This window comes from Streptomyces sp. NPDC088157 (genome assembly GCF_044741545.1).
In the GTDB taxonomy this organism is placed as follows: Bacteria; Actinomycetota; Actinomycetes; order Streptomycetales; family Streptomycetaceae; genus Streptomyces.
Genome location: NZ_JBIUSU010000001.1, coordinates 640584 through 666315 on the forward strand (window position 1 = coordinate 640584; position 25732 = coordinate 666315).

General features: G+C 71.0%; 15 protein-coding genes and 1 pseudogene. 8 read left to right on the forward strand and 8 right to left on the reverse strand.

Features of this window, described 5'->3' with window-relative positions; translation table 11 throughout:
• Positions 1-41 precede the first annotated feature (41 nt).
• The 3 genes from ACIPFH_RS02715 to ACIPFH_RS02725 form a co-directional block, all read right to left on the reverse strand.
• Positions 42-2066: a CDP-alcohol phosphatidyltransferase gene (locus tag ACIPFH_RS02715; protein ID WP_401822336.1), complete on the reverse strand. Its 2025-nt coding sequence runs from the start codon at positions 2064-2066 to the stop codon at positions 42-44.
• Between the two features lie 307 nt (positions 2067-2373).
• Positions 2374-4323, reverse strand: coding sequence for a glycogen debranching N-terminal domain-containing protein (locus ACIPFH_RS02720; protein WP_401822338.1), 1950 nt, complete (start codon positions 4321-4323; stop codon positions 2374-2376).
• The gene (locus ACIPFH_RS02725) at positions 4320-6002 is read right to left on the reverse strand and encodes an MGH1-like glycoside hydrolase domain-containing protein (protein WP_401822340.1); all 1683 of its coding nucleotides are present in this window, start codon (positions 6000-6002) and stop codon (positions 4320-4322) included. Before ACIPFH_RS02725 ends, ACIPFH_RS02720 begins: the two co-directional genes overlap by 4 nt.
• A gap of 120 nt (positions 6003-6122) precedes the next feature.
• On the opposite strand from ACIPFH_RS02725, the gene ACIPFH_RS02730 reads away from it, so the two are divergent.
• From ACIPFH_RS02730 to ACIPFH_RS02750, 5 genes are all read left to right on the forward strand, one after another.
• Positions 6123-7430, forward strand: a complete 1308-nt coding sequence (locus tag ACIPFH_RS02730; RefSeq protein ID WP_401822342.1) for an ROK family protein — start codon at positions 6123-6125, stop codon at positions 7428-7430.
• A gap of 444 nt (positions 7431-7874) precedes the next feature.
• Positions 7875-10622: a pyruvate, phosphate dikinase gene (gene ppdK / locus ACIPFH_RS02735; protein WP_401822345.1), complete on the forward strand. Its 2748-nt coding sequence runs from the start codon at positions 7875-7877 to the stop codon at positions 10620-10622.
• Positions 10623-10871: 249 nt separating this feature from the next.
• Positions 10872-11300 (forward strand): hypothetical protein, encoded by a 429-nt coding sequence (locus ACIPFH_RS02740; protein ID WP_401822348.1) that lies wholly within the window; start codon positions 10872-10874, stop codon positions 11298-11300.
• Positions 11301-11353: 53 nt separating this feature from the next.
• The gene (locus tag ACIPFH_RS02745) at positions 11354-12052 is read left to right on the forward strand and encodes an ABC transporter ATP-binding protein (RefSeq protein WP_401822350.1); all 699 of its coding nucleotides are present in this window, start codon (positions 11354-11356) and stop codon (positions 12050-12052) included.
• A 233-nt stretch (positions 12053-12285) separates the two neighbouring features.
• Positions 12286-14343 carry an FtsX-like permease family protein gene (locus tag ACIPFH_RS02750; protein ID WP_401822351.1) on the forward strand — a complete coding sequence of 686 codons (2058 nt, stop codon included), beginning with the start codon at positions 12286-12288 and terminating at the stop codon, positions 14341-14343.
• A gap of 76 nt (positions 14344-14419) precedes the next feature.
• Here the strand turns inward: ACIPFH_RS02750 and ACIPFH_RS02755 are convergent, their stop codons facing one another.
• The 3 genes from ACIPFH_RS02755 to ACIPFH_RS02765 all read right to left on the reverse strand — a co-directional run bounded on the left by ACIPFH_RS02755 (position 14420) and on the right by ACIPFH_RS02765 (position 18467).
• A complete protein-coding gene (locus tag ACIPFH_RS02755) occupies positions 14420-15412 on the reverse strand; it encodes an alpha/beta fold hydrolase (protein ID WP_401822353.1) in 993 nt (330 codons plus the stop codon).
• 656 nt (positions 15413-16068) lie between these two features.
• Positions 16069-17058: an SMP-30/gluconolactonase/LRE family protein gene (locus ACIPFH_RS02760; RefSeq protein ID WP_401822354.1), complete on the reverse strand. Its 990-nt coding sequence runs from the start codon at positions 17056-17058 to the stop codon at positions 16069-16071.
• Positions 17059-17309: 251 nt separating this feature from the next.
• On the reverse strand, positions 17310-18467 hold the full coding sequence (locus ACIPFH_RS02765; RefSeq protein WP_401822357.1) for an alkaline phosphatase PhoX: 1158 nt from the start codon (positions 18465-18467) through the stop codon (positions 17310-17312).
• Between the two features lie 232 nt (positions 18468-18699).
• On the opposite strand from ACIPFH_RS02765, the gene ACIPFH_RS02770 reads away from it, so the two are divergent.
• The gene (locus ACIPFH_RS02770) at positions 18700-19638 is read left to right on the forward strand and encodes an oxidoreductase (protein ID WP_401822360.1); all 939 of its coding nucleotides are present in this window, start codon (positions 18700-18702) and stop codon (positions 19636-19638) included.
• 249 nt (positions 19639-19887) lie between these two features.
• On the opposite strand, the gene ACIPFH_RS02775 is transcribed toward ACIPFH_RS02770, so the two are convergent.
• Both ACIPFH_RS02775 and ACIPFH_RS02780 read right to left on the reverse strand, forming a co-directional pair.
• Positions 19888-21765, reverse strand: coding sequence for a SulP family inorganic anion transporter (locus ACIPFH_RS02775; protein WP_401823710.1), 1878 nt, complete (start codon positions 21763-21765; stop codon positions 19888-19890).
• Positions 21766-22055: 290 nt separating this feature from the next.
• The gene (locus ACIPFH_RS02780; protein WP_401822362.1) at positions 22056-22664 is read right to left on the reverse strand and encodes a carbonic anhydrase; all 609 of its coding nucleotides are present in this window, start codon (positions 22662-22664) and stop codon (positions 22056-22058) included.
• A 254-nt stretch (positions 22665-22918) separates the two neighbouring features.
• Between ACIPFH_RS02780 and ACIPFH_RS02785 the strand changes: the two are divergent.
• Together ACIPFH_RS02785 and ACIPFH_RS02790 are read left to right on the forward strand one after the other, a co-directional pair.
• Positions 22919-23785: pseudogene (locus ACIPFH_RS02785) on the forward strand (response regulator transcription factor); the annotation flags it as partial.
• A 251-nt stretch (positions 23786-24036) separates the two neighbouring features.
• Positions 24037-25560: a sensor histidine kinase gene (locus tag ACIPFH_RS02790; RefSeq protein WP_401822364.1), complete on the forward strand. Its 1524-nt coding sequence runs from the start codon at positions 24037-24039 to the stop codon at positions 25558-25560.
• The last annotated feature ends 172 nt before the right edge of the window (positions 25561-25732 follow it).

Consider the following 25732-nt stretch of genomic DNA (forward strand, 5'->3'; position numbering starts at 1 on the left):
CGGGCGGGGGCTCAGCGGTTCGGTGCCCAGCCCTGCGGTGCTCAGCCCCGCGACGGGTGCGGGGTCGAGCCGTATGCCGTGAGGAACTTGTCGCGGAACGAGCTCATCTTCCACACCGGGGCGTTGTGGGCCGGCTTCAGGCCGTCCGTCCAGTTCCAGGCGGCGATCTTGTCGAGGACCTTCGGGTCCTTGGCGACGATCGAGATCGGCACGTCCCGGCTGGCGTTGTCGCCGCTGACCCGGGAGATGGGCTGGTGGTCGCCGAGGAAGACCAGGACGGTGTCGTCGGTGCCGTAGCGCTCCAGCCACTGGGTGAGCGCGGTCACCGAGTACTGGATGGACCTGCCGTACTCCGTCTTGGACCTGGCGGAGTCCGCGATGACGTCGGAGGCCTTCTCACCGGCCTTCTGGATGTCCTCGAAGACCGAGCCGTCGCCGATCTCGTCCCAGCCGACCATCTTCGGGATCGGCGCCCAGGGCTGGTGGCTGGAGGTCAGGATGATCTCCGACATCAGCGGCTTGTCGCGGTCGGTGCGGCCGTGCTCCAGCCGCTGGAACGCCTCCAGGGCGTACTGGTCGGGCATGGTCGACCAGCTGAACTTCGGCCCCTGGTAGCCCATCTGGAAGGCGTTGTAGACCTTGTCCAGGCCGTAGAACCTCGCCTCCGGCCACCCCTTCTGCACGCCCGGCATGATGCCGACCGTGTCCCAGGCGCCGGTCTTCTGGAACGCCTTGGTCAGGGACAGGTGGTCGCTGGCCATGACCGTCTGGTAGCGCTGCTGGTTGTCCACCCACAGGCCGGACAGGGTGGTGGAGTGGCCGAGCCAGCTGCTGCCGCCGTACGTCGCCGAGGTCAGCCAGCCGCTCTTCGCGCTGAAGCCGGCCTTCGTCAGGGCCTGGGTGCCGGCGTCGAGGGTCCGGTCGACGCCCGGCGCCATGCCCGGGTCCTCGATGGCGCTGCGGCCGTAGCTCTCGATGAAGGTGAAGACGACGTCCTTGCCGCGCAGGTCCGGCACGAGCTGGTCGGCCGGGGTGGCCCCGAACGTGTCGTAGCGGGCCTCCTTCCCGAACGCGGCCTCGTCCCGGAGGGTGTCGCGGACCTGCCTGGCCTCGTTGGCGAGCGCGTTCGCGGTGCGGTACGAGGCGACGGGCACCCCGGCGTTCTGCAGGCCCACGACGGAGCAGGTGACCCAGACCGTGGCGGCGATCAGCGTGGCCCGGGTCGACACCTGGGTGTTGCGCACCATCAGGTTGCTGATCCGGACCGTCGCCAGGGCCATGACCGCGAACAGCAGGACGACGAGCAGGACGAGGCCCACCGCGGCGCCGACGGCCGTCGCCCGGCCCATCGAGTCCGCGATGTAGGACTGGGCGTCGTCCAGCAGGCCCCAGTCCAGGACGAGGTTGAAGTCCCGGCCCAGGTACTCCACGAACCCCATGTCGAGCAGGTTCAGCACGGTCAGCGCCCCGAGGAACACACCGCCCACCGCCGAGACCACCATCCGCGGCCGCCGGGGCAGCGCCAGCAGCAGGGCCGCGCCGATGATCGCCTCCCCGGGCAGCCGCGTGAACCGGTTGGCCTGGAGCGCGACGAGCCGGTTCGGCAGCACCAGGGCCCCGAGGACGAGGACGAGGGACAGCACCGTAACCGTCCACCACAGCACCCGCGCGGCGCGCGGGTGACGGGTCCGCCAGGCACGCCAGTGCGCGACGCGGGCCCGAAGACCACGGGGAGCCGCCGGGGAAGAGACAGCCACGGAAGCGACTTCGGACGGGGCTTCGGAGGCGACCTCGGCAGCGGCCTCCGACGCGGTTTTGGCCGGGCGCTCGGAGGCGGCTTCGGACGGGCCCTCGGACCGGACTTCGGAAGCGGCCTCGGAGGCGGTTTTGGCCGGGGGCTCGGAGGCGACCTCGGCCGGGGCTCGGGACGGGCCCTCGGCCGCGTCGGTGGTCGCCTCGGTCTCCACCGGTTCCACGGAGATCACCGGCTCCACGGCTTCCGCCGGCTCCATGGGCTTCGCCGGGTTCACGGCTTCCGCCGGTTCCATGGGCTTCGTCGGTTGCACGGCCTCCACCGGTTGCACGGCCTTCGCCGGTTCAGCGGGTTCCAGGGGTTCCGCCGATTTCGCGGCTTCGGTGGCGTCGGCCTCGGGGTCTTTCGGTGCAGGCGGCTGGGATGAGCGAGTGGAGACAGGCACCCGAGGGTCCTTCCGTACGAAGCCCGGCGGTTCGGCGGATCCGACGTGGGGCCGGATCCGCCACAGTTTCGTACGGCCTGCTCCCGGCTCGCGTTCAGCCCCCTGGGCCAGCGCTCGGCAAACACCGCGCAAACGCCGCGCCAAGCGGCCGGACCCGGGCCGGACCGGGGAACGGCTACGCGCCCCCGACCGCCGTGAGCAGCGCCAACGGGGCCGCCGCCGAACGGGACTCCCGTACACACGCGTGTGGGTACGGTACCGGCTCCGCGTGGGTGTCGCGGCCGTAGCCCGCGAGGACCTCGGGGAGGCGGTGACCGGTCGCGGTCGCCGCGTCGACCAGCCCGTGGGCGACCGTACGGGCCTCGTCGTGCAGGCCGTAGCGGGCGAGGCCCAGCGTGATCAGCGCGTTGTCGTGCGGCCAGACCGAACCGCGGTGGTAGGAGAGCGGGTGGTAGGCCGGCTGCCCGGACGCCAGGGTGCGTACGCCCCAGCCGGAGAAGAAGTCCGGTTCGAGCAGGCGCCGGCCGACGACCTCCCCGTACTCCTTGTCCAGCAGGCCCGACCAGAGCAGATGCCCGGCGTCCGAGGCGAGCGCGTCGACCTGACGGCCCTCGCCGTCCAGGGCGAGCGCCGGGAAGGAACGGTCCCGCATCCAGAAGTCCCGCTGGAACCGGTCCCGCAGGTCGGCGGCCGCCTGTTCCAGCAGGGCCGCGTACTTCTCGTCCTCCCACACCGTGCGCGCCAGCCACGCCGTGCGGCGCAGCGCGTCGTACGCGTAGCCCTGGGCACCCGCCGCCGTCACCGCCCCGGTCGCGCGGGTGCCGTCCGCGGAGCAGATGGCGCCGGGGGAGTCCTTCCAGTTCTGGTTGGCCAGACCGCCCTGGTCGGCCCGGTACACCAGGTAGCCGCGGGAGGTGAGCCCGCCGTGGTCCAGCATCCAGCCGACCGCCGCGCGGGCGTTCGGCTCCAGCCGGCGGGCCAGTGCCCCGTCACCGGTCTGCTCGACGTACGCGCCGAGGAGGACGAGGAACAGCGGGGTCGCGTCCACCGAACCGTAGTAACGGCCGTACGGGACCTGCCCGAAGTGGGCGAGTTCGCCGTGCCGCACCTCGTGCACGATCTTGCCGGGCTGGGACACCGACTCCGGGCCGGTCTCGGTGGCCTGGGCCGCGGCGAGCGCGAGGAGCGTGGCGGCGGCCGGGCGGGGGCGGTAAGGGAGGGCGAAGAGCGAGGTCAGCAGGGCGTCGCGGCCCAGCAGGGTCAGGAACCAGGGGGCGCCCGCGGCCGGGACGCGCAGCTCCTCGCCGTCCGGGCCGGTCGCCTGGACCTGGAGCGAGGCCAGGTCCGCGAGCCCGCGCGCACAGGCGGCGGCCAGCTCGGGCCAGCCGGTCGGGAAGGCCACGCCCTCCACGAACGCGTCCTCCTGCGCGAGGAGTTGCCCGGTGACGGAGGCCGGTGAGCGGGGCACCCGCAGGGCCCGCTTCTCACCGTGCGGCCGGGCCATCACCCGCAGGGTCAGCTCGGCGGAGCCGTGCGGTTCCAGTTCCAGCTTCCACACCAGGCGGCGGGCGCCGGTGCCGGTCTCCTCGACGCCGTCCGGCACGGGCTCGGCCGTCACCGTCGTACAGGACTTCCACTCACCGCGCCGGTAGGTGAACTCCACGCCGGCGTCCAGGACCTGGCGGCGGCGGACGACCCCGGTCTTCGCGTACGTCCGGTGGTCGGAGCGCAGTTCGAACTGGTCGGTGAAGTCGGCGTCGGCGGTGACCGCGAGGCGGACCGTCGTCGGTACGGGGCGGTTGCTGACGACCCGCAACGACTCCACGAACGAGCTGTCGCCGACGGCCTGTTCACGGAAGAGCGTGCAGGACGGCGGCTCATTGCGGCCACCGCGCGGGACGAGCACGCACCGTGTGGTGTCCCCGTCCGTGACCGGCGTGAGCACCTCCGGTACGGCGCCGTCGACCGTCAACTGCCAGCGGCTGAGGTGCCGGGCGTCCCGGACGAACAGCCCCTCGGGGGATCCGGCGGCCGCCCCGGAGCCCTGTACCCCGCTGATGTCCCCGCGGTCGCCCACGGCGGCGAACGTCCCGCCGTACACGAGCAGATGATGCCGGTCCGTCATCCCCGGTCCCCTCCCTTGAGAGCCGTGATACCCGTGATCCCTGTGCCTGGGGTCATGACCCCTGTGCCTGAGGCCGTGACCGTCGTGCCGGACGTCGTGACCGTCGTGCCTGAGGTCATGGCCCCCGTGCCGGACGTGGTGTCGTCGTGCAGCAGGTCGAGCGTGAGCGCGGCGGTCCAGCTGAAGCCGGTCGCGCCGCAGGCCTCGCCGGTGTACGGGTCGACGTACTCCGCGAAGTCCGAGCTGTCCGCGATGTCCAGGACGGCCCGGCGCAGCGCGTCCGCGCCGGGCTGGTCACCGTGCAGCCTGAGGCCCCGCTCGAGCAGCCAGCTCGTGTTGAACCAGGCCGGGCCGCGCCAGTAGCGGTGCGGGTCGAAGGCCTCGCCGAGCAGGTCGTAGCTGGGTGCGAGGCGGGTGGCCGTGCCCAGACCGAAGTGCGGGCCGCGCAGGGTCCGTACGAGACCGGCGGCCACCTCGCGCGGCAGGCCGGGCAGGAGGAGGGGGACAAGACCGGAGATCCCGCGCTCGGGGATCAGGGCGCCGGTGAGCGGGCGCCGGCCCGGGTCCCCGCCGCGCAGGTCCCGTCCCCGCTCCGGGTCCCCGCCACGCAGGTCCCGGCAGAAGAACATGCCCTCCGCCGGGTCCCACAGCCGTTCGACGAGGGCCGCCGTCAGCCGCTCCGCGCGCGCGTGGCGGGCCGTGCCGGTAGCACCCAGTTCGTGCGCGATACGCGCGAGGGCGTGCTCGGAGGCGATGAGCAGCGCGTTGAAGGAGGGGTCCTCGACGGCGAACTCCCGGCCCCCGACGCCGTGACCGCCCCTGACACCGTGGCCCCCGACGACTCCACCGTCCTCGTATCCGCCGTCCCGGTACTCCGTGGCCAGCCGCACGTACCGCCCGTAGTCCAGATCGGTCGGACGGTCCTCGGGCGCCCCGTGGTCCAGGTCGGCGCGCCGGAAGGAGCGGGCCGGGGCCGGGGCGATCCGGGAGAGCGGCGCGTCCCAGCTCGGCGCGTTGTCCATGCCCTGCTCCCACGGATGGACGACGGACACCAGCCCGCCGCCGCCCAGGTCGCGCCGGTGCAGCAGATAGCGGTGCCAGGCGGCCAGCCGGGGATACATCCGGGTGAGGAAGCCGCGGGCGCGGGAGAGCCCCGGGTCGGCGCAGTGCACCAGCCAGGTCGCGAGCGCGTGCACCGGTGGCTGCACGATGCCGGAGGTCTGTACGGTGCGCGGGGCGCCCGCGGCGCGCCCCGCGGTCGAGGAGCGCCAGAAGTCGGGGCTCGGGAAGTACGCGTCGAGCGGCACGGAGGGGTTGAACACGATGTGCGGGATGCGCCCGTCGCCCCACTGGGCGTCCAGCAGCGTCTCCAGCTCCGTCTGTGCCCGGCGCGGCGAGACGTGCCGCAGACCGATGGCGATGAACGCGGAGTCCCAGGACCACTGGTGCGGGTACAGACCGGGTGAGGGAACCGTCGAGTTCCCCGTCCGGTTGCCCGCCAGGACGTTCGCCGCCCTGCGGCGCAGATCTCCGGAGCGCGGGGTCCCGGAGTGTGGAGTCCCGGGGTGCGCGGCCCCGGGGTGCGCGGTCGCGCGCTGCGGCGGACCCGGCGGGGTAGCCGGATCGTATGCAACGGCGTACTCCGCCGGGCGGACGATGAGCTGGGCGGTGCGATCCACTCGGGGCTCCCCGAAGACGACAGTGCCGACTGGTTCGGCAGCGGCTACCGTAGGGTTACGTCTATTTAACACGCAAAACTCAATATGTAATGCAGGCTTGAGAAACACAAGGGGGTGCGCATGACGGGGCGAGGCCAGGGCAGTGCCGGAGATCTGCTCGAACTGGTGCGCAAGGGGCGGGCGACGACACGTGGTGCCCTCCAGCAGGCCACCGGTCTCTCCCGAGCCACCGTCGGCCAGCGTCTGGACCGCCTCTTCCGCGCCGGCTGGCTGCGCGAGGGCGCCGGCGGCCCGGTCGACTCCCCGCTGGGCGGCCGCCCCTCGATCACCCTGGAGTTCGACGACGCCCACGCGGTCGTCCTGGCCGCGGACCTGGACACCCGGCACGCACGGGCGGCCGTGCTGACGCTGACCGGCGAGATCCTGGCCGAGCACGGCGGCACGCTGGTCATCGAGGACGGGCCGGACGCGGTGCTCGGCGAGCTGGGCGGCTGGTTCGTGGAATTGCTGGAGAAGGCGGGCCACCGGCCGGACGAGGTGTGCGGCATCGGGCTCGCCGTCCCCGGCCCGGTCGACAGCGAGACCGGCCGGGTCGTCCAGCCGCCGATCATGCCCGGCTGGGACGGTTACGACATAAGGGGCCGCCTGTCCCGCGCCTTCACCGAACGCGCCCTCACCGAACGAACGGCGGACGGGGACGGGGAAACGGGCGCGGGTGTGGGTACGGGTGGGCCCGCGAGTGGGGGTGCGGGTGGACGGGCGGGTGCAGGTGCGAGTGGCGGCGCGGCGATGGCTGTCCCCGTCCTCGTCGACAACGACGCGAACCTCATGGCCTACGGCGAACAGCGCACCGGATACGCCGACTGTTCGGCGTTCGTGCTGGTCAAGGTGTCGACAGGAATCGGCGCGGGGGTCGTGGTCGGCGGCTCGATCTTCCGCGGCGTCGACGGTGGGGCCGGCGACATCGGGCACATCCGGGTGGGCGCGGAGGCGCTGTGCCGCTGCGGGTCCTACGGCTGCCTCGCGGCGGTCGCCAGCGGTGGCGCCGTGGCGCGCAGACTGGCGGAGTCGGGCGTTCCGGCGTCCTCGGGCTCAGATGTGCGGGACCTGCTCGCCGCCGGACACCCGCAGGCCGCCGCGCTGGCCCGTGAGGCCGGGCGCCGGGTCGGGGACGTACTGGCGACCGTGGTGACGCTGCTCAATCCCGGGGTTCTGATGATCGCCGGAGATCTGGCCGGAACCGCCTTCCTGACAGGCGTGCGCGAGCTGCTCTACCAGCGCGCGCTGCCCCGGTCCACGGCCCGTCTGGACGTGGTGACCTCGCGGCTGGGAGAGCGTGCGGCCCTGGTGGGAGCGGGTGCGCTGGTCGTGGAGCACCTGTACGCGCCGGAGCGGGCGGAGGAGCGGTTGCTGGCGCTCGGGGTGTGAGGGACGCTCGTGTGACGGGCGGGTTTCCGTCCTCGCACGGGTCCGCGTGCGCGTCCGTATCGTGAAATCGAGGCGCCCACGGAAGCCGGATTCGAGCGTGATTCTCGCCACCCCTGAGGGGGGAGATGCTCAGATGAGCGGATCAAGAGCGAATCCACTTCTCCAAGGGGTGGCACTCAGTGCCACCCCTTGATCGTTCATCGATCGAAATCAATCGTGCCATGCGGTGCTCATCTGAGCGTAATATGGGACGCGAGGGAGGTGTGTGCGTTCAAGAAGTGAAAACATCGACGGCCGTGCGCTTGCCAAGCCTTGACTTTCGATCCGCTGGCGGACGGCTGGTTACGGGCACATGACGCGCGAGTGGACGTACCCAGGAGCCTTTGATCTGGGTATGTTCCTGGCCGTCAGGGCAGCCACCGCGTCCTCGAGGAGTCGAGACCCGTGTCGGAAAACAAAGATCTCCAGGTAGTCGAGCAGGCCGCGACCGTTGAGGGCGTGAAGTTCGTTTACGACTTCACCGAGGGCAACAAGGACCTCAAGGACCTCCTCGGCGGCAAGGGCGCCAACCTCGCCGAGATGACCAACCTGGGCCTTCCCGTCCCGCCGGGCTTCACGATCACCACCGAGGCCTGCAAGGTCTACCTCGACAGCGGCGACGAGCCGGCGGCACTGCGTGACGAGGTGAGTGCGCACCTCGACGCGCTGGAGCAGCGCATGGGCAAGAAGCTCGGTCAGGCCGACGACCCGCTGCTGGTCTCGGTCCGATCCGGCGCCAAGTTCTCGATGCCCGGAATGATGGACACGGTCCTCAACATCGGCCTCTCCGACAAGTCCGTACAAGGCCTCGCCAAGCAGGCCGGCGACGACCGCTTCGCCTGGGACTCCTACCGTCGCCTCATCCAGATGTTCGGCAAGACCGTCCTCGGCGTCGAGGGCGAGCTCTTCGAGGACGCGCTGGAGGCCGCGAAGACGGCCAAGAAGGTCACGGTCGACACCGAGCTGGAGGCCGCGGATCTGAAGAAGCTGGTCACCCGCTTCAAGAAGATCGTCAAGACCGAGGCCGGCCGCGACTTCCCGCAGGACCCCCGCGAGCAGATGGACCTCGCCATCCACGCGGTCTTCGACTCCTGGAACACCGACCGCGCGAAGCTCTACCGCCGTCAGGAGCGCATCCCCGGCGACCTGGGCACGGCCGTCAACGTCTGTTCCATGGTCTTCGGCAACCTGGGCCCCGACTCGGGCACCGGCGTGGCGTTCACCCGCGACCCCGCCTCCGGCCACCAGGGCGTGTACGGCGACTACCTCCAGAACGCCCAGGGCGAGGACGTGGTGGCGGGCATCCGCAACACCGTCCCGCTCGCCGAGCTGGAGTCGATCGACAAGAAGTCGTACGACCAGCTGATGCAGATCATGGAGACGCTGGAGAACCACTACAAGGACCTCTGCGACATCGAGTTCACCATCGAGCGCGGTCAGCTGTGGATGCTCCAGACCCGGGTCGGCAAGCGCACGGCGGGCGCGGCCTTCCGCATCGCCACCCAGCTCGTCGACCAGGGCCTGATCGACGAGGCCGAGGCGCTCCAGCGGGTGACGGGCGCCCAGCTCGCCCAGCTGATGTTCCCGCGCTTCGACGAGGAGGCGAAGGTCCAGCAGGTCGGCCGGGGCATCGCGGCGTCGCCGGGTGCGGCGGTCGGCAAGGCGGTCTTCGACTCGTACACCGCGGTGAAGTGGTCGCGCTCCGGCGAGAAGGTCATCCTGGTCCGCCGCGAGACCAACCCCGACGACCTGGACGGCATGATCGCGGCCGAGGGCATCCTGACCTCACGCGGCGGCAAGACGTCCCACGCGGCCGTGGTGGCCCGAGGCATGGGCAAGACCTGCGTCTGCGGTGCCGAGGAGCTCGAGGTCGACACCAAGCGTCGCCGCATGACGGTCCCGGGCGGGCACGTGGTGGAGGAGGGCGACCTCATCTCCATCGACGGGTCGAGCGGCAAGGTGTACCTCGGTGAGGTGCCCGTCGTCCCCTCTCCCGTGGTGGAGTACTTCGAGGGCCGGATGCACGCGGGCGCCAACGACGCCGACGAGCTGGTCGAGGCCGTGCACCGGATCATGGCGTTCGCCGACCGCAAGCGCCGCCTGCGGGTGCGCGCCAACGCGGACAACGCCGAGGACGCGATGCGCGCCCGTCGCTTCGGCGCTCAGGGCATCGGTCTGTGCCGCACGGAGCACATGTTCCTCGGCGACCGTCGTGAGCTGGTCGAGCGCCTCATCCTCGCCGACACGGAGACCGAGCGCGAGGAGTCGCTGAAGGCGCTCCTGCCGCTCCAGAAGCAGGACTTCGTGGAGCTCTTCTCGGCGATGGACGGCCTGCCGGTCACCGTCCGGCTCCTGGACCCGCCGCTGCACGAGTTCCTCCCCGACATCACCGAACTGTCGGTCCGCGTGGCGCTGGCGGAGTCCCGTCAGGAGCCCCACGAGAACGAGCTCCGGCTTCTCCAGGCCGTCCACCGCCTGCACGAGCAGAACCCGATGCTGGGCCTGCGAGGCGTACGCCTCGGTCTCGTGATCCCCGGCCTGTTCACCATGCAGGTACGGGCGATCGCCGAGGCCGCCGCCGAGCGCAAGGCGGCGAAGGGCGACCCGCGCGCGGAGATCATGATCCCGCTCGTCGGCACGGTCCAGGAGCTGGAGATCGTCCGCGAGGAGGCCGACGAGGTCATCGCGGAGGTCGAGGCGGCGACGGGCGTCCAGCTGAAGCTCTCCATCGGCACGATGATCGAGCTGCCGCGCGCCGCGCTGACCGCCGGTCAGATCGCCGAGGCGGCGCAGTTCTTCTCCTTCGGCACGAACGACCTGACCCAGACGGTGTGGGGCTTCAGCCGCGACGACGTGGAGGCCTCGTTCTTCACGGCCTACCTGGAGAAGGGCATCTTCGGCGTCTCCCCGTTCGAGACGATCGACCGGGACGGCGTCGGTTCCCTGGTGAAGCTGGCGGTCGAGGCCGGCCGCGCCACCCGCCCCGATCTCAAGCTCGGCGTCTGCGGCGAGCACGGCGGCGACCCGGAGTCCGTCCACTTCTTCCACGAGGTCGGACTCGACTACGTCTCCTGCTCCCCGTTCCGGATCCCGGTCGCGCGACTGGAAGCGGGCCGGGCGGCTTCACAGTCGACGGGCAGCGACCACCGCTGACCCCCCGATAACCCCGGAGCCACCGCCGGTCCCCGACCCTCACCGATCGGCGACGGCCCCGGCGCACCAAGGAGGACGGCACCCTGTGCGGGGGTGCCGTCCTCTTGTGGTTTTCGGGCGGGGCGTGGCTTGAAGTCGATCGCCTGATGTGATGGTTGTGGGGCGATAGATCGTTTCTGTCAACTTACGTGCCGCTACAGTCCGTTACATGCAGCGACGACCACGTCGCTGATGGTTACGGAGGTGTGCATGAAGAGGGCATTGCTCGGCTTGGCTGCGGTCGGCCTGGCGTTCACTGGGACTGTGGCGGCGGTGGATTCGCCGGTGCAGGGGAAGATCCCGAAGCTCGCACCGCTGGGCGCCGAGTTCAACCACGCTAAGTACAAGTTCAATCGGCCCGGAACGAACCATGGCGCCTTCGAATGGTGGGGTCACCTCAAAGACACGATCACCACTGACCGGCATAACGTCTATGTCGAAGTCAAGATCCACGGACACGACTGGGTGCGCTACTACGGAAAGCAGCGGCGCTCGGTTCGGTTGCATGAGTCCAACTGGGACGGCGCGCAGCGCTATACGGGAAAGGTCAAGTTGCGAGTCTGTCGCGACCGAGGTGCACTTCGCCCGGACAATTGTGCTCCCGAGCAGGACTTCTCGTACAACTGGGACCATCGCTGATTCGGTCTGACTTCTCGAGCTCAGGTACGAATCGCCTGGGCTCAGGATCTTGATTGGGGAACCAGATCAACACGTCAGAAGTTCTTTCCGCCACGGGAGTTGACCTCTTCTACGGGGAGATGTCGGCTGTCAGGAAAGCGCAGATTTCCTTGCGTCGGGGAGAGGTTGCGGCGATCACTGGTCAAAGCGGGTCGGGTAAGTCGTCGCTGCTGTATTGCTTGGCAGGGGTACTGCCAATTGCCTGCGGCGAGATCCGTTTCGAAGGGCACTCTCTGGGGGCTCTCAATGACGAGGAGCTAAGCACCCTCCGTCGTGAACGGTTCGGCTTCGTCTTCCAGTACGGTGAGCTTTTACCTGAGCTGACCGTCGAGGAAAACACCGCGCTACCACTCCGGCTGGCTGGACAGCGCAAGGCCGACGCTCTTGCCGCGGCTGGTGAGGTCTTGGGACGGCTCGGCCTTGCTGATGTGCGTGGACGACGTCCGTCGCAGGTGTCCGGGGGGCAGAGCCAACGCGTGGCGGTGGCCCGTTCGCTGGTGCACAAGCCCGCCATCGTTTTTGCGGATGAGCCCACCGGTTCGCTCGACAGCAGCAATGCGACGGCAGTGCTTGAGGAGTTCCTCACCCTTGCGCGATCACAGGGGACGGCAGTTCTGCTTGTGACGCACGACATGCAGGTGGCAGCCCGAGCGGACACTCGCTACACCATGCGTGACGGAACCCTCACGGCTCAAGTGCGGGAGACGTCGTGAAGGAACTCCTCCTGGGGCTTCGGCTGTTGCTGGGGAGCGGACGAGGTAACCGAGTGCGATTCCTGCTCATGGTTGTGGGCAGTGGGATCGGTGTGTGCTGCCTGGCGGTCGTCCTTGCGATTCCGGGCATTCTGGCCGCGCAGGATGCCCGCAAGGCAGCTCGTGAGCCAGATTGCTCGAACGGGCGAGGTAGCTGTCTCTCAATCGCAGGGGACGGGCTAGCGCTAACCAGAATGGATCCCTACGATTCCGAACCCCTCACCCGGATCTTCCTGGCACAGGTAGGCGCGCCCATTGCCCCGCCACCCGGGCTGCGTGAATTCCCCGGTCCTGGGGAGGTGTTCGTGTCCCCCCGGCTGCACGAGCTGCTGCGAACCGATCCCGGCCTTGCTCAACTGCTGCCGGGGCGAGAGATGGGCCTGATTTCCGCCCAAGGGCTGGCGCAGCCCGATGAGCTGTACGCGTACGTCGGCGCCAGGCCTGAAGAGCTGAAGGGGGGCGGCCACTTGTCGGGATTCGGTTGGAAAGAAGCGCGCTTTCCCACCGTAGAGCCCTCCACGCTCGACATCCTGCGATTCACCTTGGCCGGTGTCGTACTGCTACCGCTGGCGGTGTTCCTTTCCGTGTGTGCCCGGCTGTCCGCCGCCTCCCGGATGAGGCGGTTGGCCGCCTTGCGCCTGCTCGGTCTGAGCAGAAAGGGCACGCAGCGGGTGAACGCGGCCGAGACCGTCGCCGCCGCGTTCCTGGGAGCGGTCCTCGGCCTGTGTGCCTACTGGGTCGTCAATCAACTGGTCTCACGGATGGGACTGCCCGGCTTCAAGTGGTACCCGGCCGATGGTTCGCTGTCCGGGACGACGCTCATGATCTGCCTGGTGGGTTGTCCGGCACTTGCCTGGTTCGTGGGCCGGGTCGGAGCGAAGAAGGCTGCGGCCAACCCGCTGGCAGTGCGGCGCAGCGCGGTGGAGAAACCGCCTCGCCTGTGGGGCCTGCTCCCGCTTGTTCCTGGACTGGGCATTGTCATCGGCTACTGCGTGGTCGGCGCGACGGGAAATGTACCCACGGACACGTCGCTCTCCGCGATCCTCATGCCGCTCGCCGTCGTACTGGTCGGAGCCGGCCTCGTGCTCTCGCTGCCGATCCTTTCGCGTGCACTGGCCCGTAGGGTGGCCCGCGCCACGAGCTCGCTGTCGCTGGGCCTCGCCATGCGCCGCAACGAGGTCGAGCCGGGCGGAGCCCTACGAGTGGCGATCGGCCTGGTGCTGCTCGTCTACGCGGCGTCGCTCACACAGGGCGTGCTCGTCGAGTTGGACCAGGTATCCAAGAACACGTCTCCGGTCCAGCTTTACACCATGGCGCTCGACGACGTTCCCGAGAACAAGGAGCGGGCCCTGACAAAGGTGCCGGGCGTCCGCAGCCACGCCATTCAGGCGCAATCGTGGGTTGACCCCGACAGCGAGACATGGACGAGCATCGACGCGGTGATCGCCACCTGTGCTCAGCTGCGCAGGATGGCGTCAGTGGTCGAGAACTGTGTCGAGGGACGTCCCGCGCGGCTGATGATTCCCGGTCACACCTACGACGAGGACAGCAAGCCAGGGAGCGGTTTCCCCTTCCACCTGCGGAACTCCGACGGGAAGCGTCGGGTCGTCACGGTGCAGGTGCCGCGCCAGACGATCAGGTATCACGACGACACGGCAGCGCAGATGGTCGGCAGCGGCACTGTTCTCATCCCTCCGTCCGCACTCCCCGCCGGTTTCCGTCCCGAGGACCGAGCCACGCTCGCCTTGCTCAGCAGCTCCGCCCCGGAGACCGTGCGCTCCGTACTTGAGGGCATCGCGGGCGTAGACCCCACGGTCGAGGTCGAAACGGACGGTGTGGATGCCGCCGCTCTCCAGCAGATCACCGTCATCAAGACCCTCCTCGCCGTGGGCATGGTCCTGGGCCTGATCATCGGCGTGGCGGCCTACCTCGTCGCGGCCACCGATCGGGCTGTGGAACGCCGGCCGCAGGTCACCGCGCTGGCGCTGCTCGGGGCCAGACCGCGGACGCTCCGGACCGTTCAGGTCGCCCAGGTCGTGTTGCCCTTGGCTGTCGGGCTCGTGCTCGCGGTGGTGACCGGCAAGATGGCCGAGTCGAGTTACCTGGTGACCGGTGGGGGCGCCGTCTTCTGGGACGGGGCCGGGCTGCCGCTGCTGCTCGCCTCCGCGCTGGGCGTTGTGGTCGTCGCCGCTCTGGGCGCGTTGCCGCTGATCGGCCGGCGCATCGACCCGGAGTTGATTCGGCGGGACTGATGGGCGTCGGTTGGTCGGCGTGTGTACGGGCGGCACCCCAGCAGCGGGTGCCGCCCTTCGTTGCGTCGGTGGGTGTTCAGGTCGGCAGTGTGGACAGCCAGGTGGTCAGGAGTCGGTTTGTCTCTTCGGGGTGTTCCTGTTGGAGCCAGTGGCCGCAGTCTTCGAGGATGTGGGAGCAGGACAGGCCGGGGAGGGTTGTGGGAAATGCTTCGATCGCGGCGGCCAGCCAGGTCGTGGAGGCGTCGAGGGCGCCGCCGAGGAACAGGGACGGCTGGGTGATCGGGGCGCCGGTGAAGGCTGTGAGGTCTTTCCAGTCGCGGTCCATGTTGCGGTAGCGGTTCAGGGCGCCGGTCATGCCGGTTCGCTCGAACTCCGCCGCGCAGAGGTCGAGGTCCGCCTCGGTGAGCCAGGCGGGGAGCCCCTCGGTGGGGAAGCGGTCGCGCAGCTTTCCTCCCCGGGTGACGAAGTGGGGGTCGGGGGAGCCCGCCGCCGGCATCGTGTCCGCGGACAGGGCGGCGTAGAAGCCCGCGAGCCAGCCTCGTACGTCGGGCTCGATCTCCGCCTCCGCGCGGCCGGGTTCCTGGAAGTAGGAGACGTAGAACTCCTCCTCCCCGCCCGTCGCGCCCATCTGTGCGAAGACCTCGGTCGGCATCGGTCCGCCCGGTGGGGTGTAGGGGACGCTCATCAGGCCCACCGCGTGGAAGACGTCCGGGCGCAGCAGGGCGGAGTGGGCCGCGATCGTCGCGCCCCAGTCGTGGCCGACGATCACCGCGGACCGCTCGCCCAGGGCGTGGACGACGGCGGCGTTGTCCTCCACCAGTTCCAGCATGCGGTAGGCGTCCGTGGCACGAGGTTTGGAGGAGCGGCCGTAGCCGCGGACGTCGATGGCGGCCGCGCGGTACCCGGCCGCGGCCAGCGCCGGCAACTGGTGACGCCAGGAGTACCAGGACTCGGGGAATCCGTGCACGAGCAGGACCAGCGGGCCCTCGCCCTGTTCCACCACGTGGACACGGCCCGCGGGAGAGGGGACCATGCGGTGTTTCACGTCGTTCGCGGTCTGGTGCGACATCGGCCCTCCATGACTTGAGATCGTCTGTCGGTTCCGAGGGTTGCGGTCCCGGTGTGCTCGGCGCGAGTTCTGTTGCCGGTTCGGCAAACGGCCGGGCGTGTAGCCGGTGTTCGCCGGGGGAAGCCACAGCCATCCGAGGGGGAGGGCTCCGCCGGTATGGGGGTAGGACGAGTTGGTGACGGAGGCGGTCGAGGCCCGGGTGGCGGCCGAAGCCGACAGGTGGCGGTGAAGGTGGGCCTGTCCACCGAGAGTTGTGACCGGCCTGCGGCCGAGGCGGCGGTCGCCGAGGTGTACCGGGCCCATGGCCTGCCCGCCCCGCGGAGTGTGGTGTGGGTGGACTCAGCGCTCGGCGGCGCGCCGGCGTTCTGGGTGCTGCGCCACGGCTGGGAGGCCCGGCTCGACGGGACGTTGCTCGCCGATGCCGATGCCGATGCCGGACCGCCGATATCGGTGTCGGCCGCGTTCGCCCGGCAGGCGGAGGAGCGGATCCGCGAGCAGTTCGTGCGGACGGCTATCGCGTCGCGAGTGTGTGACGGACAGCCGCGGAGCAGCAGCGGTACTCGGGTATTCGGGTACTCGGGGGCCGTACGCATCGCGCGGGGACGGCAACCGCGCTCTCGTCGGGTGCCGTCCCTCCCCGGTGCGTCGGACGGACGTCAGATCGACACCGCCACCGCCGTGAACGTCGTCTCCGGGAGTTGCGGGCTGGTGAAGCGCGCGTTGACCAGGTAGAGGCGGTCGCCGTAGCGGGCTGCCGTGGTGGGGACATCGAAGCGGGGGTCGGTGATCGTGCGGGTCAGGGTCGCGGAGGTGGCGGTGCGGTCGAGGGACCAGACGGTGATCTTGTTGAGGCGGTTCTGGACGACGTACAGCGTGCGGCCGATGCGGTAGAGGCCGTCGCCGTTGACGACGTCGGCCGCGCCGGACAGCGTGATCCTCGTGGCCCGGCCCGTCCTGAGGTTCACGTTGTACAGCTCGCCCGGTGTGCTCTTGACGACGATCAGACCCCGGCCGTCCGGCGTTCCGACGATTCCGTTGGCGTTGTTCACGTCGGGGAGCTGGACCCAGTCGCCGGTGAGGGGCAGGGCGCGGATCCCGCCGTCGGCGCGGCCGCGCGGGACGCCGTACAGGACGGCGTCCCGCGAGTCGGTGAACCATGCCCGGTCGCCGAGCAGGGTCACGTCGTTGATGAAGTGACCTGCCGACGGGGTGAGTTGGTGGGTCGTGACCAGTCGGCCCGTGCGGGAGTCGATGACCCGCGCCACTCCCGTGCTGCCCGCCACGTACAGCAGTCCGTCGTGGTCGAGCTTCAGGCCGACCGCCACCTGGCCGGTACCGCCCGCGTACAGGACCGTGCCTTCGCCGGTGCGCAGGTCGGTGCGGAAGACACCGCCGTTGGCGCGGGAGCCCTGGTACGCGTACGGCTTGCCGCCGATGGCGATGCCCTCGGGGAGCCAGCCGTCGGGGAGGGGGTACTCGGTCGGCCAACCGGAGCCCGCCGGACGCGACTTGGTCGCAGCGGTGGCCGGGGTCGTCGTGGCCGTCAGGGTGAGGGCGGCCAGGGCCGCGCCGCCGAGTACGGTGCGGCGGGACGGGGTGGGGGCGCCGGGCAGGGGAGCGGGGGCCGGGGTAGGGGCGGGGTTCATGGTCACGTGCCTCCGGGAGTGGGGTGCGGGCGGCGAACGGCGTAACTCTGCGAACGGGCAACGCGCCGAACGGGCAACGCGCCGAACGGGGTACGGCGACGAACGGTGTGACACGGCGGACTGTGGCCGCACCGGGTGTGCGGTCTCACTCCGCTTCGACTTCGTTGGCGAGTAACGAGCCGCCGCCCGACCCCGTTCCTCCGCACCGCTGTCAAGTTCCTGTCAATCCCGAAGTGCCTGCCCAGGCGCCCCTAGGCCCGGAACGGGCCCTTCACCTCATAGGTGATCCCGCCCGACGAACTCCCGCTCGTTCCGCGCTGGCTGGAGAAGTACAGGCGGGTGCCGTCCGGGGAGAACGCCGGGCCCGTGATCTCGGACGCCGACTGGCCGTCGATGCGCAGGAAGGGCGCGACCACGTCGTCCGGGGTGATGAGGCAGATGTCCATGGTGCCGCCGTCCTCCGCCACGAACAGGTCGCCGGAGGCCGAGCCCGTGACGTTGTCCACCCCGGTGAGGGGAGCCGTGCCGGAGGTCACCAGGGAGTCGTCGTAGGCGAGTTCGATTCTCTGGGCGACCGCGTCGTACTGCCAGACCCGGTTGTCGCCCTTCGTCGTGAACCAGCAGGTGTCGTTCGCGTAGTAGCAGCCCTCGCCGCCGTTGAAGCGCTTGGCGCCGGAGACCTGGTTGCGGGTGGCGGTGGCGCCGGTCGGGTCGGGGACCGGGGACCAGGTCACGGGGCCGCTGGTGGCCGTCCCGGCCACCAGGACCTCCAGTGTTCCCGAGGACAGGTCACCCCAACTCGTCGGCCTGAAGCGGTAGAAGCAGCCGTCGGTCACGTCCTCGGTCAGGTAGATCACCTTGCGGACCGGGTCGGCGGCCGCCGCCTCGTGCTTGAAGCGGCCCATCGCGTCCCGGCGGACCGCCGCCTTGGTGCCCCAGGGGTCGGTCTCGTAGACGTACCCGCGGTCGACCTCCTCGCAGGACAGCCAGGTGTTCCACGGGGTCTTCCCGCCCGCGCAGTTCTGGCGGGTGGCGGACAGGACGCGGTACGCGGCCGTGATCGCGCCCGTCGCCGAGAACCTCACCGCGCTCGCTCCGCCCGACGGGTTGATCTCCGAGTTGGAGACATAGATCCAGCCCGTGCCGTCCGCGTAACAGGCGCCGCCGTCCGGGGCGTTGTGCCAGGTGTACGAGGTCCCGGACACCGTCTGCCCGGAGCGGGCGATCACCCGGCTGGTGAAGCCGCTCGGAAGCCGGATGCCGTTGGCGTCGGCCGCGCCGAGCGCCCCGTACGGGCCCGTGCCGGGCTGGGCGGGGGCGGCGTATGCGGCGCCGCGCCAGAGGGTTCCGCCGAGTACGGCGGAGGAGCCGCCGATCGCGGCCGCACGCAGGAAGGTACGACGTTCCACGCTCACTCCCAGGGTTGCTGTGGTGAACCTGCCCGCACGCCGGTCCCGGCGACGGGTCGGTCGTTACGGGGACGTGCTGGGGGCGTTCTGGGGACGTTCCGGGGGTCGTGCCGCTGCCGAACGTTAGAAGCGCAGGGTAGCCATGTCGTGGACATGTCGTAACCGGGAGATGCGGGGCGGGTGACCGGGAGCGTCGTAGGCTGCACGCGCAAACTGCGGAGGGAGTACGGCCATGTCCGGCTGGAGCGCGCACGACATCCCCGATCAGAGCGGTCGCACCGCCGTCGTCACCGGGGCCAACAGCGGCCTCGGGTACGTCACCGCGCGGGAGCTCGCCCGTAAGGGGGCCCGGGTGGTGCTCGCCTGCCGGAGCGAGAGGCGGGGGCGGGAGGCCGTCGAGCGTCTGCGCGGTGAAGTGCCGCACTCCGAGGTGGAGTTGCGGTCGCTCGACCTCGGAGACCTCGCCTCCGTGCGGGAGTTCGCGCACGCGCTGCCGTACGAGCGGCTCGACCTGCTCGTCAACAACGCGGGTGTGATGGCGCTGCCGTACGGCACCACCGCCGACGGGTTCGAGACGCAGTTCGGGGTCAACCATCTCGGGCACTTCGCCCTCACCGGGCTGCTGCTGCCCGCGCTGCTCGCCGCGCAGGACCGGCCGGCCGGGGCGCGCGTCGTGACCGTCTCCAGCATGGCCCACCTGCTCGGCAACATCGACCCGAGTGATCTCAACTCCGAGCGCCGCTATCGCCGTTGGACGGCCTACGGACGTTCCAAGACCGCCAACCTGCTGTTCACGCACGAGTTGGCGCGCCGACTCACGGCGGCCGGGGCCGACGTCGTCGCGGCGGCCGCGCATCCGGGGTACGCGGCGACCAACCTCCAGACGGCCGGCCCGCGTTCGGAGGGGCGCCGGGTCGCGGAGCGGCTGATGGAGCTCGGCAACCGGGTCTTCGCCCAGCCCGCCGAGGCCGGTGCGCTGCCCGCCCTCCACGCGGCCACCGCGCCCGGTGTCCGCCCGGACTCGTTCACCGGGCCGTCCCTCGCGATGTGGCGGGGGGCGCCCGCGCCGTCGCGGCGCGCGTCCTGGACCCGCGACGACCGGGCGGGGGAGCGGCTGTGGGCCGCCTCCGAGCAGCTGACCGGGGTGTCCTACGACGCCCTCAAGGCCTGATCCCGGCCGTTTTCGGCGCTCACCTCGGGCAGGACCCGAGCAGCCGGACGCACTCTGTGCCGTCGTACCTCAGCTGCGCGGGGCCCGCGGGCTCTGCGAGCGGCGCGCGGTCGTGCGGTCGTGCGGCCGGTGGGGGCATCCGCGGCGCAGGCCTGTCCGCGCCGCGCTCCCGTGGTCCCGTCTGCCCTCGCTCCGTCTGCCCTCGCCCCATCTGCCCCCGTCACACCTGCTCTCTGCACATCTGTCCCGTCACATCTGCCCCCGCGCGAACCCGGGGGAGTACTCGCCCCTGTGCCCGGCCGCATACCCCTCGCCGTAGCCCTCCCCGTACCCGCTCGGGTATCCCTCCGAGTGGCCCGGGGCGTACTCCTCCGCGTACCTCTGGGCGAAGTCCTGCGGCATCGGCGTGGTGTCCAGGTAGAACCACTCGGCGGTGGGGCCGGGGGTGGACACAGGGGTGGACGCGGAGACGGTGGCGGGGGCCGGTGCCGGGGCCGTCCGGCGGCGGGGCAGCGCGTCGGACCGCGCGAGGCCGTCGGCGGCCGGTGCCGCTTCCGCTCCGATGGACGGCCGTTTCGCCAGGCCCGGCATCAGCAGCTCCACCCGCAGGCCCTTGCCGCGCTGCTGGGCGGTGAACTCCTCCACCTGGCTGCGGCAGGCGTGGTCGAGGTGGGTCACGCCGGTGAGGTCGAGCCGGATCCGGGGTTTGCCGGCCTCGGCGGCGGACTCCAGGGCCTCGATGACCTGGGGCAGTCGTAGGAAGGTCGCGTTGCCCGCCATCACCACCTTCGCGGTGTCGTCCTCGGTGTGCTGCCGGATGACCGTCTGCGACATGCGGACGGCGGCCAGCACGATGCCCGCCGCGAGGCCGATCAGGACGCCCTCCAGGAGCGCCGTCGCCACGATGACCAGCGTGGTGAGCGTCATGACCGCGAACTCGCCCCGGTCCTGCCGCCACATCTTCGGGAACTCGTGCGGAGCGAAGAGCTTCCAGCCGGCGTGGACCAGTACGCCCGCCAGGACCGAGATCGGGATCAGGGCCAGCACCTGGGGGAGCAGCAGCGCGAACGCCAGCAGCCACAGGCCGTGCAGGGTGCGCGAGAGCCGGGTCTTGGCGCCCGCCTGGACGTTCGCCGAACTACGGGCCACCACCGCCGTGATGGGGAGGGCGCCGAGCAGTCCCGCGATCGTGTTGCCGACGCCCTGCGCGATGAGCTCGGGGTTGTAGCGGGTGCGCGGACCGTCGTGCATACGGTCCACCGCGGCGGCCGTGAACAGGGACTCCGCCGAGGCGATCACCGTGAAGGTCAGGATCGCGGTGATGATGCCCGCGTTCGCCAGGCCGGCGAACTGCTCCGGGCCCGGCACGTCGACCGAGGCCAGCAGGTTGCCCACCTGGAGCGTTTTGACGTCGACGCCCGGGAGCGCGGCGACCGCGATGCCGATGCCCACCGCGACGAGGGCCGCGGGCACCTTCTTGACCGGTCCCGGTGCCTTCTTCCACAGGACACTCAGCACGACCGTGACGATGCCCAGCCCGGCCGCGATCATCGCCTGCGGGTCGGCGACCGTGTCCGCGAACAGGCCGGGGATGCCGGCCATGTTCTCCAGCGGGGTGCCGGGGGCCTTCGCGTCCGCCGCCGGATACGCCTGGCCGAACATCAGCGGCAGGCCGATACCGGCGAGCATGCCCTGGACGACGGCCAGGGAGATCGCCTGGAAGAACCGGCCCAGTCTCACCAGGCCGAGGACGATCTGAAGGAGCCCGGAGAAGAGCACGATCACGCCGAGCATGGCCACGCCGTACTCGAGGACGGTCTCCGCGACCAGCGCGGCGAGCCCGGCGGCCGGGCCGCTCACCTGGAGCGTGCTGCCGCGCGCCGCGCCCACCACGAGACCGCCGATGACGCCCGAGATGATGCCCAGCTCGGCGGAGACGCCCGAGGCGACGGCCACACCGATGCACAGCGGGAGCGCGACCAGGAAGACGACGAGAGACGCGGTGATCTCGGTGGCCAGGTCACCCTTCGGGACAGCCGCTTTCAGGGCGGCCTTCGCGGTCGTGTCCCGCCCGGGCGTCGGCGTCGGGGCGGTGGTGGAGACGGGGGTGGGCGTGGGCGGGGCCATGGGCCGGGGCGGTGGCGCGGCCGGCCGACGTGGCGGACCGGCCAGCCCGGCCGCCTCCCCGAACGTGCGGCCCCTTCCGTCGCTGTCCGCGGAGCCCCAGTCCGCACCCCTGCCCGGGTCCGTACCCGAGCCCCAGTCCGTACCGGTACCCCAGTCGGTATCCGTGCCCGTGCCCCAGTCGGTACCGGTATCCCAGTCGGTATCCGTGCCCGAGCCCGTATCCGTGCCCCAGTCGGCGCCCGTGTCCGCACCCGCACCCCGGCTTCGGGCGTGCCTGGCGTGGGTGCCGCTCATGCCGCGTGCACCCGGAACAGGCCGTCATCGTCGTCGAGTTCGTGCACCTGGCCGGTGTCCACCTCGTAGTACCAGCCGTGCAGTCGCAGTCGCCCCTCGTCGAGACGCCGTCGCGCTGCCGGGTAACCGCGGAGCGCGGTCAGCTGGTTGACGACGTTCAGCTGGGCCACGTCCGGCATCGACGGGTCCTCGACGTCGCCGTCCAGGACGGGCGCCAGCCTCGGGCGGGCCAGTTGCAGCCAGGCGTCCACGCCGGGCAGGGCCGACAGGTCGTCCCCGGACTTGATGGCGCCCATGGCACCGCAGTGGGAGTGGCCGCACACCACGATGTCCTGAACGCCGAGCACCTCCAGTGCGTACTCGATGGTGGCGGCCTCGCCGGAAGCGGCCGGCCGGCCGTGCGGCGGAACGATATTTCCCGCGTTTCGCAGCTCGAATATCTCACCGGGCCGGGCGCCCGTGATCAGTGCGGGTATAACCCGTGAGTCCGAGCAGGTGATGAACAATGCCTCGGGATATTGCCCCTCGGCCAGTCGCCGGTATTCGCCGCTTTCGAAGTCGACCCGTCGTTTGAACGAGCGGGCGCGGTCCAGCAATGCCTTCACGGATCCTCCCAGTTCAGACCAGTTCAGAGCTGGTCGGCATGGGGGTCCGACCAGTTCCTCATCACCGTAGAGGAGCGTTTGCCAGGCGAAGGTTAGAGGAACACTAAACCGCCGACAAGAATGGGACAGTTTTCGTCGGGAGTTGAGCCGCTGCTCACATTGTCCAGGAGGGGTGAGGCGGTTTCCTGACCGTTCTTGTAGCGTGACGGATCAACGGAACACGCGAATTCGGCGCACAGGAGAGACGGGAACGCATGGGTGTACGAGTCCTGCTCATCGAGGACGACCGGACGATCGCCGAACCGCTCGTCGAGGGCCTCGGGAACTTCGGGCTGGCGGTACGTCATGTCGGCACCGGCGACGAGGGGTTGAGGGGGCCGTACGGCGATGTCGTCCTGCTCGACCTGGGGTTGCCCGACATCGACGGCATCGACGTCTGCCGGGGCATCCGGCAGGTCTCCGACGTCCCCATCATCATCCTCAGCGCCCGGGGGGAGGAGGCCGACCGGGTGCTGGGCCTGGAGTTGGGCGCCGACGACTACCTGGCGAAACCGTTCAGCATGCGTGAGCTCGTGGCGCGGGTGCGCGCGGTGACCCGAAGGACCCACCGGGGCCTGAGCGAAGGAGAGTTCACTGGACGGGAGCCGGCCGGCTTCGCGGGACGGGAGCCGGCCGGCGGAGAGTCCTTCGCACCCGCCGCCACCCCCTTCTCACCCCCGACTCCCGAGGCGTTCGAGACCTTCGAGGGCACCGCGACGGCCACCACGCCCGCGCCCGCCGTCGCAGCGGCCGTCACAGCCACCGCTGCCGCCGGTCCCCTGGTCGTCGACCGGCGGACCCGGCAGGTGTGGGTCGGGGAGGAGACGGTGACACTGACGCCGAAGGAGTTCGAGCTGCTCGCGCTGCTCACCGAGGATCCGGGGGCGGTGTACTCGCGGCAGCAGATCCTCGACCGGGTGTGGGACCCGCACTACCAGGGGCCGACGAAGACGCTGGACGTCCATGTGGCCACCTTGCGGCGGAAGTTGGGCGACTCCGCGTGGATCCAGACGCTGCGTGGAGTGGGTTTCCGGCTGGCGGTGCACACCGCCTCCCCGAGTGCGCGGCAGCCGTACGAACCACCGGTCCCCCTTCCTCCGTCCCATACCGAGCCCGCCGCCCACGCCCGGTCCGCCCACGCCCGGACTGCCTACGACCCCTCGGCGCTCGAACCGCACTCCCACGACCCGCACGCCTACGAGCAGCGCGCCCACGACCCGCACGGCTACGAGCCCCATGGCTACGAACCACCGCCCGCATACCCGTATCCGCCGTCGCCGGCACAGACGCCGCCGGTGCCTGACCGTACCCAGCGGCACTCGGCGGCCTACCGATGACCCGTCGGCTGCTGCTCAGCTACCTCACGCTCGCCGCCCTGGTCCTGCTCTGCCTGGAGATCCCGCTGGGCTTCGTGTACTCGCGGGGCGAACGGGAACGGGTGATCAACGCGGCCAAGGACGAGGCGGAGTCGGTCTCGGCGTTCGCCTCGCTGTCCATCTCGGCGGGCCGGGCGGCGCAGGACCTGCCCGAGCGGGCCGCGCACTGCGCCGAACGCATCGGCGGCAAGGTGCTGATCGTCGACGGGAGCGGCGCACTGCTGGCGTCCTCGCATCCGCTCACCGAGCGGGATGAGGGCGCTCTCGCCTCCTGGCCGGGCATCGCCGCCGCGCTGCGCGGTACCGCGACGGCCGACGTGCGCACCTCCACCATCGGCGGTGTGCAGTACCTCGCGGTGGCCACCCCGGTGCGTCACGGCGTCGAGGAACAGGGTGCTGTCCGGATCACCGTGCCGACCCGGATGGTGTCCGAACGGGTCCACCACGTCTGGCTGCTGCTGGCCCTGGGCGGACTCGCGGCGCTCACCGCGGTGGCCGCGCTCGGGTTCGTCATCGCCCGCTGGACCGGTCGCCCGATCCGTGAACTGGAACGCGCCACGCACGAGCTGGCCATGGGCGGCGCCGCCACCCCGGTGGCGATCACCGAGGGGCCGCCGGAGGTCCGCAGCCTCGCCGCGACGTTCAACCGGACCGCCGCCCGACTGGAACACCTGCTGGCCTCCCAGCGGGCCTTCGCAGGCGAGGCCTCGCACCAGCTGAAGACGCCCCTCGCGGCGCTGCGGCTGCGGCTGGAGAACCTGGAGAACGACATCGCCCTGAACGCGCGGGGCTCGCTCACCGCCGCGCTGACCGAGACCGACCGGCTGGCCCGGATGGTCGAGGGGCTGCTGGCGATGGCCCGGCTGGACGAGAGCGCCGCCGAACGCGAGCCGGTCGACCTGGGCCGGGTGTGCGCGGAGCGCCATCGGGCCTGGACGCCGCTGTTCGAGCAGCACGGCGTCTGGCTGGCGCTGGCCGGGGACTACGCGGGCGAGGTGCTGGCGCTGCCCGGGGCGGTGGAACAGATCCTCGACAACCTGCTGTCCAACGCCCTGCGGGTGGCGCCCCCGGGCTCCACGGTCTCCGTCGACCCGCGCCACCACACGCCCCACGAGCGCCGGTTCCCGCATCGCCACCCCCATCGCAACCCGCACCGGCCGGCCGGTCCGGCCTGGGTCGAGCTGCACGTCATGGACGAGGGCCCCGGTATGACCGAGGAACAGCGCCGACGGGCCTTCGACCGCTTCTGGCGGGCCCCGGACGCCCCCAAGGGCGGTACCGGTCTGGGCCTCGCCCTGGTGCAGCGCCTCGCCCACGCGAGCGGCGGCGAGGTGGTCCTGCGGCCCGCGCCGCGCGGCGGCCTGGACGCGGTGGTCCGACTCCCGGCCGTGCCGACCCGGCCCGGCGGCACCGCGAGCACCGGCGTCCCCGCCCAGCGCCCGGCGAGACGCCTCGAGACCACGACCCCGGGCCGACGGTAGACGCCGGCTGCCGGGCGTCGAACGCCGGAGCTCGGCGCGGGAACCCGGTAGCCAGGCGGCGGACGGCGGGCGGCAGACGGCAGAGGGCGGACGGCAGAGGGCGGGCGCCCGGACCGCAGGCGCCGTGCGACGCGCCCCGAGTGCCGGGCACCGAGCACCGAGCACCGGGCAC

Excerpts from the sequence above, each read along its gene's own strand:
- ACIPFH_RS02775 (WP_401823710.1), bottom strand. The coding sequence starts at position 21,765 with ATGGCCCCGCCCACGCCCACCCCCGTCTCCACCACCGCCCCGACGCCG.
- ACIPFH_RS02720 (WP_401822338.1), bottom strand. The coding sequence starts at position 4,323 with ATGACGGACCGGCATCATCTGCTCGTGTACGGCGGGACGTTCGCCGCC.
- ACIPFH_RS02760 (WP_401822354.1), bottom strand. The coding sequence starts at position 17,058 with ATGAACCCCGCCCCTACCCCGGCCCCCGCTCCCCTGCCCGGCGCCCCC.
- ACIPFH_RS02755 (WP_401822353.1), bottom strand. The coding sequence starts at position 15,412 with ATGTCGCACCAGACCGCGAACGACGTGAAACACCGCATGGTCCCCTCT.
- ACIPFH_RS02740 (WP_401822348.1), top strand. The coding sequence starts at position 10,872 with ATGAAGAGGGCATTGCTCGGCTTGGCTGCGGTCGGCCTGGCGTTCACT.
- ACIPFH_RS02770 (WP_401822360.1), top strand. The coding sequence starts at position 18,700 with ATGTCCGGCTGGAGCGCGCACGACATCCCCGATCAGAGCGGTCGCACC.
- ACIPFH_RS02750 (WP_401822351.1), top strand. The coding sequence starts at position 12,286 with ATGGATCCCTACGATTCCGAACCCCTCACCCGGATCTTCCTGGCACAG.
- ACIPFH_RS02790 (WP_401822364.1), top strand. The coding sequence starts at position 24,037 with ATGACCCGTCGGCTGCTGCTCAGCTACCTCACGCTCGCCGCCCTGGTC.
- ACIPFH_RS02730 (WP_401822342.1), top strand. The coding sequence starts at position 6,123 with ATGACGGGGCGAGGCCAGGGCAGTGCCGGAGATCTGCTCGAACTGGTG.